Source organism: Vibrio sp. STUT-A16 (genome assembly GCF_026000495.1).
GTDB classification, from domain to species: domain Bacteria; phylum Pseudomonadota; class Gammaproteobacteria; order Enterobacterales; family Vibrionaceae; genus Vibrio; species Vibrio diabolicus.
In genome coordinates this window covers 1,019,901-1,031,597 of the sequence record NZ_AP026766.1, presented here as the reverse complement: position 1 = coordinate 1,031,597, position 11,697 = coordinate 1,019,901, and the positions used below count along the sequence as shown (strand labels likewise).

At 45.5% G+C, this 11,697-nt stretch carries 11 protein-coding genes; 5 read left to right on the top strand and 6 right to left on the bottom strand.

The window, feature by feature from the left end; all coding sequences use genetic code 11:
• Nucleotides 1-47: 47 nt before the first annotated feature.
• The 4 genes from OO778_RS21095 (at nucleotide 48) to OO778_RS21080 (ending at nucleotide 2,042) form a co-directional block, all read left to right on the top strand.
• On the top strand, nucleotides 48-482 hold the full coding sequence (locus tag OO778_RS21095; protein ID WP_264911535.1) for a LysR family transcriptional regulator: 435 nt from the start codon (nucleotides 48-50) through the stop codon (nucleotides 480-482).
• A gap of 3 nt (nucleotides 483-485) precedes the next feature.
• Nucleotides 486-890: a LysR family transcriptional regulator gene (locus tag OO778_RS21090; RefSeq protein ID WP_264911534.1), complete on the top strand. Its 405-nt coding sequence runs from the start codon at nucleotides 486-488 to the stop codon at nucleotides 888-890.
• Nucleotides 891-1,044: 154 nt separating this feature from the next.
• Nucleotides 1,045-1,470 carry a VOC family protein gene (locus OO778_RS21085; protein WP_005497761.1) on the top strand — a complete coding sequence of 142 codons (426 nt, stop codon included), beginning with the start codon at nucleotides 1,045-1,047 and terminating at the stop codon, nucleotides 1,468-1,470.
• Nucleotides 1,471-1,529: 59 nt separating this feature from the next.
• Nucleotides 1,530-2,042, top strand: coding sequence for a macro domain-containing protein (locus OO778_RS21080; RefSeq protein ID WP_258487624.1), 513 nt, complete (start codon nucleotides 1,530-1,532; stop codon nucleotides 2,040-2,042).
• A gap of 141 nt (nucleotides 2,043-2,183) precedes the next feature.
• On the opposite strand, the gene ygjK is transcribed toward OO778_RS21080, so the two are convergent.
• From ygjK to OO778_RS21065, 3 genes are all read right to left on the bottom strand, one after another.
• Nucleotides 2,184-4,874 (bottom strand): alpha-glucosidase, encoded by a 2,691-nt coding sequence (ygjK, locus tag OO778_RS21075; protein WP_264911532.1) that lies wholly within the window; start codon nucleotides 4,872-4,874, stop codon nucleotides 2,184-2,186.
• Between the two features lie 115 nt (nucleotides 4,875-4,989).
• Nucleotides 4,990-5,757 (bottom strand): hypothetical protein, encoded by a 768-nt coding sequence (locus OO778_RS21070; RefSeq protein ID WP_020841655.1) that lies wholly within the window; start codon nucleotides 5,755-5,757, stop codon nucleotides 4,990-4,992.
• Between the two features lie 455 nt (nucleotides 5,758-6,212).
• Nucleotides 6,213-7,349, bottom strand: a complete 1,137-nt coding sequence (locus tag OO778_RS21065) for an MBL fold metallo-hydrolase (protein WP_264912819.1) — start codon at nucleotides 7,347-7,349, stop codon at nucleotides 6,213-6,215.
• Between the two features lie 180 nt (nucleotides 7,350-7,529).
• Between OO778_RS21065 and OO778_RS21060 the strand changes: the two genes are divergently transcribed.
• Nucleotides 7,530-7,775, top strand: a complete 246-nt coding sequence (locus OO778_RS21060) for a Rho-binding antiterminator (protein ID WP_005460845.1) — start codon at nucleotides 7,530-7,532, stop codon at nucleotides 7,773-7,775.
• Between the two features lie 96 nt (nucleotides 7,776-7,871).
• Here the strand turns inward: OO778_RS21060 and OO778_RS21055 are convergent, their stop codons facing one another.
• From OO778_RS21055 to ompW, 3 genes are all read right to left on the bottom strand, one after another.
• Nucleotides 7,872-9,362, bottom strand: coding sequence for an MDR family MFS transporter (locus OO778_RS21055; RefSeq protein WP_264911494.1), 1,491 nt, complete (start codon nucleotides 9,360-9,362; stop codon nucleotides 7,872-7,874).
• Nucleotides 9,359-10,384, bottom strand: a complete 1,026-nt coding sequence (locus tag OO778_RS21050) for an HlyD family secretion protein (RefSeq protein WP_264911493.1) — start codon at nucleotides 10,382-10,384, stop codon at nucleotides 9,359-9,361. The genes OO778_RS21055 and OO778_RS21050 overlap by 4 nt, the downstream gene beginning before the upstream one ends.
• 214 nt (nucleotides 10,385-10,598) lie before the next feature.
• Nucleotides 10,599-11,243: an outer membrane protein OmpW gene (ompW, locus tag OO778_RS21045; RefSeq protein WP_005391962.1), complete on the bottom strand. Its 645-nt coding sequence runs from the start codon at nucleotides 11,241-11,243 to the stop codon at nucleotides 10,599-10,601.
• Between the last annotated feature and the right edge of the window lie 454 nt (nucleotides 11,244-11,697).

Genomic DNA, 11,697 nt, shown 5'->3' with positions numbered 1-11,697 from the left:
AAAGAGCCACCCACTCAATCTAGTGATTATTTTTATTTAGGTATCGTATGGATTTTAATCTAATCCAAACCTTTTTAATTGTTGCTGAATATCAATCTTACTCTCGCGCTGCAGAGCACCTAGGGCTAACTCAGCCAGCGATTAGCGCATCCATGAAGCGTTTGGAAAAAGAAACCAACAAATCGTTATTTGTGAAGGATGGGCGACAAATCAAACTCACTTCTGTAGCGCATCAGTTGCTACCTAAATTTCATCAGGCGTTTGCGATGATCAATGATGCCATATCCGATCAAAGCACTTTCCGCCTGATCTGTAACGAAGCGCTGATCCACCGCATCACACCAACCAACACGATAAGCATTTGCGCCGATACGGATTTACCTTCGTTATTGAATGATCTACGACTTAAACAGATCGATTTGATTATTAGCCCAACGACCATTCATGACCCATCGTTTATCAGTGAATCAGTTTTTGAATAGCCAATGGTGGTGATTTGTCGTCAAGATCACCCACGTATCGCAGGAAAAATCGAACAAGAACAGTTTTATTCTGAAAAGCACTGTCGGTTTGTCGGAGACGAAGACTTCCCAGTTAGCAACACCGAAATTCACCAGCCAGGGCTGCAAGAGCGTTCTGTGGAAATGATGACAACATCACTCTCTGGCATGATGCTTTATGTGGCGAAACACGATTGCTTAGGCGTGCTTCCCCTGTCTTTGGCGCAGAAATGGCAATCGGCTTTGAATCTGCAAGTCATTAAAACTCCAATGTTTTCCGAGCTGGTCAGCTATAAACTGATTTTCCATAAACGAGATGAATCGAGTACTTCCCATCAACGTCTGCGAGTTTGGGCGCGTGACCAATTTGCTACAGGCCTAAACGCCTGACGCGGTCGCACATCAAGGCGTTTCGCCAAAAACTCTTTCTCTCTACTTAAGTGCACTCTTTATGACCAAATGTGCATATGTTAAAAATGGCTTAACGATCAATATGGACGTTCAGGTCGTATACTTTTCCATAACCGCACAAAAGGAGTGAAGCATGCCCACCAACAACCCAATCGCAATCCAAGCACTTGATCATGTTGTGCTAAGAACGTGCAACCTCGACGCCATGTTGCATTTCTATCGAGATATTTTGGGCTGCCCTGTCGAGCGCGAAGTAATGGAGCTTGGTTTAACCCAGCTTAGGGCTGGTAACGCATTGATTGATGTGGTGACGGTGGACAGCGAGTTAGGGCAACTTGGCGGAAAGCCACCAGTTCAAAATGGTCGTAATATTGACCATTTTTGCCTGCAACTAGCGCCTTTTTGCGAAAATGAAATACTGGAATATCTGCGTTCGAACGGCATTGAAACCGAAGAGTTTGCGAAGCGGTATGGAGCACAAGGGTTCGGTAGATCACTCTATATACATGATCCGGAAGGAAATGTCGTCGAGTTAAAACCTCAAGTCATTGATGAGTAAGCTACACTTAACTGTGTTACTGACCATTTGTTTCTCATCATTGTAGAAGGCTCAAAAAAATGAACGCGATCTCGTTAGTCCAAGGCGACATCACCACCGCACATGTCGATGCCATCGTGAATGCAGCAAACCCGAGAATGCTCGGCGGAGGTGGCGTCGATGGTGCCATTCATCACGCAGCAGGGCCTGCGCTTATCAATGCGTGTTATGCCGTTGATGATGTCGACGGTATTCGATGCCCGTTTGGTGACGCACGCATTACTGAGGCTGGCAATTTAAACGCGCGTTACGTCATTCATGCCGTTGGCCCAATTTACGATAAATTCGCCGATCCAAAGGCGGTGTTGGAATCTGCATATCAACGTTCGCTGGATCTCGCGCTCGCCAACCACTGCCAAAGTGTGGCGCTGCCTGCGATTTCTTGCGGAGTGTATGGCTACCCACTTCAAGAAGCAGCAGAAGTCGCGATGGCCGTTTGCCAAAGACCGGAATACGCGGCACTCGACATGCGCTTTTACTTGTTTAGTGAAGAGATGCTTTCGATTTGGCAACACGCCCTGACCCAGCACTGAAATCTGTATGACAAGAGACATAAAAAAACCGGACTGCCAATATGCCAATACAGTCCAGTTTGTCTTATTTATCAATGAATTATCGTTCGTTAAGCGCTACGAATGCTAGGGGGGTCATCCAAAGCGCCTAATGTGTGCGATCTAGTTTTTGAAGAATCCGTTGTACATCATGTACAAATGCGCCGCAGACCAAGAGAAGTTCGACGCACCTTGTACCGCGCCCGTCTCTGGGTTGTAGTTTTCACGGATTGGCATGTCACCCGTCATACCTTCTGCGTTGTTAAACAACTCATTCGCCATTGCAATCGCTTCTTCTTTGTAGCCGTAGTTTTCCATCGCACGGAAGCCAAAGTACACTTGGTCTAGCCACACGCGACCACGCCAGTACACATCTTTACCGTAAGCAGGGTTGGTTTGCGATGCGGTCGGCAAAGGCACTCCCGTTCCTTGGAATTTATCTGGCGTGTTGAACTCGTCTTGATCACGCATCACCGCGATCACTTTATCGGCATGCTCTTGCGTTGCTGCACCATTAAACAGCGGCGACCAACCTTCAGGGCCACGTCCACGCTCTACAATCGGCAAACCCGCACAGCCATTTGCAAGAGGCGCAGGAGTAGTGCCATCTTCAGCCACATTTAAGTGAATGTCGTAGAAAAATCCTGTGCTTTCATCAAACATACATTGGTTAATGTAAGTCTTGATTTTTTCCGCGCCATTTAGGAATTCTTGCGCTCGATCTTTACCTTCTACGCCATCGGACACCAACTTCGCCATTTCCGCTAAGTATTTGTTGTCTGAGTACATGTAAGAGGCTTGATCCACCGATTCTTGCAGCATAGAGAAGCCAAGCAACTCGCCGTCCGCAGCATTATTGTTGGTGCGATTTTCTGCAAAACGAACTTCCCAATCTTTCTTCGCAAGATCGAGTTTCGCTAAGTTTTCCGCTGACGTATTGCTGTACACCCACTCTTCGCCTTCCAGCTTGATGCTGTTATCAAAGCCGTACGCACTTGCCGCGTAGCGACCAAGTTGATCCACATTTTTGTCTGGATTGCTGATGTCTTCAGCTTGCGAATTCATATTGTGGATGTTGTAGATAAAGCCAAAACGAGCCGCGTTATCCATGCCCGATTCCCAGCCCGCCGCTTCTTGTGCGCCGACGTGAATCGTCATGTAATCCACTTCATCGAGAATCTTATTGTAAGACGCCATGCCTTTTACTTTATAAGAATTACCGTTTTGCTCGATGATGTCTTCTGCTGGAATAATGGTCGTGAAGTTAGGATCGCGCGTTTCTACCCAAACGTACATCACGCCTTCTTCCGTGTTGTGTGCTGGGTCCACTGCCGCGCCGTATTCAGGCACACCATTTTGGTTGTGGTCGCGGTTGGATAGCCACCAATCGTGGTATGCCACCAACTTCGGATACATTTCATCAATGAATTTTTGCGCGTCTTCTGGGCGATCAAACTGGTTCACGAGAGCGTAATACACCTCCATCACAGACCATGCCGCCAACGATGGTTTCGTATTGCGTTCGTTCCAGTTTTCAGAGCCAGCACCACCACGACTAACAGGTTTGGTGTACGTCAACACATCCAGCAAGTAGCCTTTGTCTTGCGGACGGATCTTGTCATCAGCTTGAACTTGCTCTTGGAATACCGTGCGAATGTTGTCCATCGCAACATCTGGGTTGAAATGCGCCATCGCGTACGCTTGTTTCCACGAATCCCACGGCCACGTTAAGTTACCAGAGAACCAACGCGCAGTGACCGATGGCGTGACTGTCGCTTGTTCAATATCGCCCGCCGCAGAGCGCCAGTTACCGTTTAGGGTCTCCATCGCTTTTACCGCTACGCGAGCTTGGTCTGCTGTCGCTTCTTTGTTGATAAGACCATTCGCTAAATAGCCGTCCCAACGCGCTTTCGACGCTTCCATGTATTGAGTTGGATTCGCCAATACATCTTGCAATTTCAACGATTCTGACTGCACTTCTTTCGCATTATGCAGGTTAGAATACGCCGTATAAACCGCCGATGTTTGCTCAGCTGGTAGGCTCATCTCCGCGGTAGAACTGAATGAGGTTTCGTTGGTGAACGTCTTCGTCGGTAGAGAACGAGTAATGCGGAACTCGGCATCGCGATCATTACGGATCGCCCAGTTGTCTTTCATCTCGCTAAAGTTAATTTTAATGCCGCTCTCGATGGTCGAAATCTGGCGCTTGTAATCTGGGTAGTACTGCGCAACGGTTTGGTCTTTGCGCGTCGACAGCGCGTATTTCACCAACTCGCCGTCCCACTCCAACGCCAAGTTCATATCACGATCAGTTTTGTTAGTGATGAGCGTTTCCACCAGCGAAGAGCGATCAGTGACGAAGCGCAGCACCATTTGCACGTGAATATCCTCCAAGTCCAACACCTGCACTAACGCACCTGGAATGGAATAGACTTTCGCTTCTGCGTTCGATAAGTCGTAAGTTTGGCCACTCACTTTGTCGGTCAACGTGAGCTTGTCGAACGTTTGGCCAGACATAAAATGCGCGTACTCTTGCGTCACTTGCATAATACCGCCGAAAGCGCCATAACCCGCCGCATCTTCAGGTAGCAAATGGCCATGCCACGCGCCGTTATCCGTCAACGCGTTGTACTTCAGGTTCGAATAACTGTCGTAATCACGCAGGTAAGTTGGATTACCAGTACGATCAATCACGTTAGTAAATTCCGAAGTTGGCGCCTGTGGTAAACGGATTTCAGTTTTATCATTGGAACCACATCCAACAAGCGAAATAGTAGCCCCGATCAGAATGGCAAGTGTGCTCTTTTTAAACATACTTTTTCCCTATTATTTACGTTATTTTTATATTCTCATTTATATAAATGAGTGTTTTTAGTGTGCAGAAGCCCGGCTCGCACTAAATAAGCACAAGCTTCCGATAATTATTCTTTTATTTTTCTTTAGCGATAGTGATGGCTTTTAATAAATCGCCATTAATATTCGGAATTGTGTCAGCCAAAAATATCTGATTACCAGGTGTAAAAGTGAGTAAAACGTTTTTTAGTCGTTGACTGTTTTCACTGGTTTTATTTTGAACATCAAACTCAATTAATTTGTTGTACACTTCATTTGCCAGCTTTTCTTCTTGTTCTTCGGTAATCGCAATACGTCCAACACAAATTGGGGGTCGAATATCGTGACTAAACACTTCTTCACGAAAGCGCTGTGCAAATAGCGTGTCTAAATTTGAACCTTCTTCAAAAATAAAGCGGCCTGTATCTTTAAATTGATAGTGTTTATCCCCTTTCAGTTCAATGTAATCCATCATTTCTAGTGCACGTAAATAGAGCGCAACGGAAGTATCACTCAGCTGGTATCTCCGTGCGATCTCTTCTAAAGACCACTCAGGTCGACGCAAAAGATAAAGAAAATCAAATAAGTGAGGATATTGATGAAAAATCTCACTGTTGGTGTCGGTGATAAACTGTTCACTCTCTTGCTGCAGTTGCTTACCTCGCATGGATAACTCAACCAAATCCGTATCAAGGTGCGTGGCGTACAACAAGATTTTATCTAAACCAAGAGACGTATTGTGAAGCTGCCTTTTTATAGTGGAAAGCGGGATTCCAAGTCCAATAGAAAGCTCGGAATATCCAATGCCTTTTTCTTTTATTTTTTCTCGTAAAGCAGCAAGTAAATACGTTGCAGAATTATTCATCTAACAATGCCTGTATTTTATTTATTCAGCATCCATGATGATAAATTCAAGAGAGTCCTACTCTTGTGATTTTGGTCTCAATATTCTATCTTGTTGGCGTAAAACATATCTTATCCATTAAATTTTTTACTTTTCTTTAACTGGATGTATTTTACCCACCCTGAACAAGTTATGGCCATTTCTCTATGGGCTTATCAAGATAATAGTCAGTATAATTGTTTTGAAGAGTAAAATTAAGATGGCAAAGATTTTTACTAAAACTTTTCTGATAAGAGCGCAAATTTTCAGATGAAAAGTATCAAAAAATGACACCAATCGATTTATAAAAGCGTGAGATCACAATTGGAAAGTGAACCTATGGAAATTTTTAATTTCAATGACCAGTAAAAACCTTGTTATATTCTGAAAATAACAAGGTTAATTTATAAAATAATTATTGAAGTAAGATCATATTATTAAGTCAAAATTATATCTGGCTCACATATTTCTTTTTCTCGCCACCATTGTTTATTTATATGTTCTTGATGAACGTAAAAACTCTCCCCCGGCATTGGCGTCAGCAGCGTTATATGTTCTTTTTGACAATGGGTAAGCAAATCTAAAATCGGTTCGTCCCAGCGGTGAGTAAACAGTTCGTATGTAGCCCAATGTACTGGCAACAGTTTTTTCGCATTTAAATCGCGAAACGCTTGCACGGTATGATGAGCCTGCATGTGCCCCCAGTTTTCGACCGGATAACCTTGGCCTTTTACATCGGCAGCCACTTCCAAACAGGCAATGTCGATTGGTCCACATCGCTGTGCGATCTCAGAAAAGTGCGAATCGTAAGCTGAATCGCCACTAAAATAGAGCGTCTCTTCTTTGCCTTTGATGATCCAAGAAGCCCACAAGGTCGAGTTTTTATCGAAATAAGTACGACCCGAATTATGGTTAGCGGGCGCACAAATCAGTTCGATTCCAGCATAGTGCACGCTATCCCACCAATCGAATTCCACGATGTTGTCTGCGCAAACGCCCCATTTTATCAGATGCTTGCCAACCCCTAAGGGCACATAAAACGTCACGGGTTTATCGGCGTAGAAACGTATGGTCGATGCTTCTAAATGGTCGTAATGATCGTGCGAAATCACGATAATTTCAGGAATCGGCAAACAATCTCTGGCGTGAGTATTGGGAATATTGCGTTCAAACCACGCTTTTGCGATGAACGGAGAAGCGTAATCAAATACCGGATCGGTCAGAATTCGAATGCCATCGACCTCCACCAGCATAGTGGAATGGCCCAGCCAAGTAAGGCGCATCGATTCACTTCGCTGCGCAAACTGCGTGGGTTGAATTGGGGAATGTGGCAGATGTTCGTTAGGACTCAACGGCGTTCTACCACCAAGATAACTCCAACAAACCTGCCAGAATGATTGCGGACTAGGCACATTTGGCATCTCGTTTTTAACGCGGCCGTTTTCAAATTGAGGCGAGTGGTGAACACGGTGCGCCAACTGCGCATGGTAGGTTTGAGGCGGAATCAGTGAACTTGGCTTTTGTGTCTTTTGTTCACTCGTTAGGTATGTGCGCTTAAGTATCGTCTCAGACATATCGTAGTTTTGTCTCGCTTGCGAACGCTCAACAGTAGGTTTATTAAAACGTGCGTGTATGTCTATTTCGTGACCAAAATGAGGTGTAAGATGAAGATTCAGTTTCAATCAAACGTCTTCTATTTAAGGATACGGTTCTCAAACCTTCTGAATACTGCGTCGGTTTGAAAGGAGAAAACTATGGTGACTTGCAGCCAATACGATTTTATTGAAATCGCCTGTATGTTTAAGCTCCCTATCGAGATCACGCTAAAAAATGGTGAAACTCATCAGGGCAACGCGTTCGACACAGGCTACGACATGCAGCGACAAGAGTGCTTGTTTTTAGATATGGATGGTGAGCACACCGCCTTCCCGACTGAACAATTAGTCGCAATGCGCGCACTCAAAGCCAATCCGCATTTTGACGAAGTGACGTTTGAGTAAACGTCCTTCTTTCACTGACGCCGTCCAATAAAAAATGCCTCTCAAGCTGACACAACTTGAGAGGCGTCCTCTTACACGGTTCACCTGAACTTGTTGTTATTCACGCGACCGGATGAAAATCAGCATCGGCATCATGATCACGAACATCACTCCCACAAGCTGGAAGGTGTGCACAAACGCGACCATTTGCGATTGCTGCTGCAACATCTGTTGGTATTGGTCTAACGCAACCGGGTCAGTAATGGAAAGCCCCTGATTGGCCGCCCAGTCATGCAAGTTGGGGTTATAAGGATTAATACCCTCTCCCAGCGCATGCCATTGCTGCTGACTATCTCGATATTGGAACGTGGTGGCGATAGAAATACCAAACGAACTACCAATGGTACGGAACAGATTGTAAATGCTCGCCGCCGCGACAGATTGCTCTTTCGGAATCGTTAAATACGCCAAGGTGGACAGCGTCGAGAAGGTTAAACCAAGCCCCATCCCCTGAATCATACTCGGCATCACAATCCAAAATGTATCGATCTGCAGTGAGTATTGCGTCATCAAATAACTACCAATCCCGATGCAGCTCAAGCCAAAGACTATTTTGATTCTGGGATCGAATTGCGGATTGAGCTTAATCACCAAAATCAACATCGCCGCTGACGCCAATCCACGCGGTGCCATTAACAAGCCAGTGGTTGAGACCGGATAATTCAGCAAGCTTTCCAACAACATCGGTTGTTGAGTCGTCAGACCAAACATCGCCATCGACACCACAGCAATCATCAGCGACGAGACCATAAGATTTCGGTCTTTAAGCAGCCATAATGGCGCTATTGGGCTTTTGGTTTTCCAACTGCGATAAATCCACATCACCAATCCCATGACTGCGAGCAATATCGCCGTCTGGATCATGCGTGAGTTGAGCCAGTCTTCTTCGTTACCTTTATCCAACACAAACTGCAACGCGCCCACACCTAACGCCATGTAACCGATGATCCACCAGTCAAAGTTAGGTTTGGATTTGTTGTCGATATGGATATAGCGATAAATCAAAGAGGTACAGATCAAACCGAATGGCAAGTTAATGTAAAAAATCCAGCGCCAGTTGATATTGTCGGTGATCACGCCACCCACAACTGGGCCCAAAATAGGACCAAGCAAAATGCCGATGGAGAAAATCGCCATCGCTTTGCCTTTTTGCTCATACGGATAAATCTGCACTAACGTCGACTGCGCCAATGGAATCACCGACGCGCCGAAAGCGCCTTGGATAATGCGAAATAGCACCATCTCTTCAAGAGACTGTGCTTGCCCACAAAGCGCACTGGCAATCACAAAACCGATCACGGCAACCAGCATGACTTTGCGTTCACCAAAGCGCGACACCCAGAAACTGGTCATCGGAATGAAGATCGCTTCCGCCATGCTGTAACCCGTCAGCACCCAAGTAATTTGGTCTGCCGTTGCGCCCAATGCGCCCATCATGTGCGATAGCGACACGTTCGCAACGGTCATATCGATTAACACCATGATGGCAGAAAGCATCACGGCGACGGTGGCAATCCCCCGTTTGCCTGCCGTAATTTGATGACTCATTGCACGCTACTTTGCAAATCAATGGTGACTTCTGAGCTCGCACCCACGCGAAGTTGCGGCGCATCGGCTGGTACTTCTAATGCCAAACGTACAGGGAAACGCTGTTTGATTTTGACCCAGTTACCCGTTGCGTTTTCTGGTGGCATCAAGGAGAACGATGTACCACTCGCAGGCGACAGTTGTTCTACCGTTGCTTTCCACACCACGTCTGGGTACATATCAATCACCACATCCGCATGCATGCCAGCTTTAATATTAGTAAGATCGGTTTCTTTAAAGTTCGCGCGTACCCAATAGCTGTCTTTTAAAATCACAGGGAACAGCGTTTGACCCATGCTAACAACCGAGCCCACGTGCGTATTGATTTCACCGGCAATGCCATCCACTGGTGACGTAATGTCGGTGTAGCTCAAGTTCAGCTCCGCTTGCGCTAACTGTGCGGCCGCTTGTTGAACAACCGCAGCCTCTGCGCCTTCTTCACCACGGTTCGCAATGGCTTTTTCTACCATCGCACGCGCTTGCTCTAGGCTCGCTTGGGCATTGGCTAGTTTGTTTTTCGCCGTATCTAAATCTTGGTCCGACGCCAGTTTGCGTTTCACTAGGGAATCCGTACGTTTGTACTCTACTTGCGCTTCTGTCAGGTTAGAGCGCGCCGCATCTAAGCCCGCAACGGCTTCAGTTACCTGCTTATCGGCAACGTCATGTTGCTGGACCGCCAATTGGTATACCGCTTTTGCTTGCTTCACTGCCAACAGATATGGGCGTGAATCTATCTTCAGCAGTAGGTCACCTTTGTTAACAGATTGGAAGTCTTTGACATCCACAGAAACCACTTGGCCTTTTACTTGAGGCGCTACCGACAAAATTTTTGCCCTAACGTAGGCATCTTCCGTACTTGGATGACTGTCTGAATACTGCCAAGACCAATACATCGCACCAAATGCGATAACACAGAGAGTAAAGAAAAGAGTTTTTACCAGCTTAGATCTGGAGGAAGAATGCTTTGCGATGTCGTCGCTCATTTATATTGTCCACTTGTTCAATTATGTGATCAGTGTAGGACTTTTCGATCTTCGGACAATAAAATGATCTGCAAGGTAAAGATCCAATTTTGCGTGTTGCTAAGTTGAGTAAATGATGTGCAATCAAAACGAGGATAAAAAAGAGGGGCAGTCCCCGTAACCGCCCCCAAAGTCATGCCAATAATAGTAATGTGCGTGTAACTACTGGTTTTTCTTAGAACTTGTAACCGCCGCTGATCATAAATACCCAAGGGTTAATTTTGACGTCGGTTTTTTGCTTCGCTCCACCTGCTTTGTAAGTTGCTTCTGTTTCAATGTTTGCGTACCACGCAGCAGCGTTGAGGAACCATTGATCGTTGATCATGTAGTCCACACCAATATTCGCTGCTAGACCGAATGAGTCATCCAACTTAAGATCTGAAAGGCCAGCGCCTTTACCCGTGCTATTGAAACCCTCATCAAAGAACATGGTGTAGTTGAGACCTGCACCAACATATGGACGGAACTTACTTTGTGGCTCGCCAAAGTAGTACTGAACCATAAGCGTTGGTGGAAGATGTTTGGTGTCCGCGATATCACCAAGACCTAACAAATCTGTTGAGATATCGTGGCTGAATGGTGTTGCTGCTAGAAGCTCTAGGCTGATGTTATCTGTGAACATGTAGCCAAACGTCAAACCAAGCTGCGTATTTGAATCCACTTTCAATTCTTCTTGAGAACCAAGAATCTTATCGCTGCTGTCATTTGGAACGACAGACGCCGCACCAACACGAAGAACGAAGTCACCTTGTTTATGAGCGAAAACACTTGGTGACACGAGTGCAGCAACCACTGCTAGACTGCAGATTGTTTTTTTCATTTTTATTTCCTTTCGTAGGGCTTCGTTATGTCGTACCCAAAGGGGTGCCTACTAACTGATCTGAGATTTCAAGTAAACTCAGCGCCTTGAAGCACACGGGTATCTATATCTTTTTGAGCTGTGCGCAATCTAGCACATAGAAACCCTACTATTTTGATGGAAATCAATTTGTGAAAAATATAGGTTTTTTGTATGGAGAAACGCCATATTGATCAACAAATTATGCAAATAGGATACAATTCTGTAATGCAAACTGTGCGTGTGAGTTGCCATGCATACCCATAAATGCGAATCCTCTCGTTAAGGCTCGTAGCCAGCAAAAACTTTTTTCGTCCTCTACGTCTTCTATTTTCAAAAAACAACCCACTTAAAACGCTCGTTTGCCCCCTTAAAATCGCGATTTGAGGGGTTTGTAAAGCACTGAAATACAAGAAGTTATTTTTATGGAAAATCA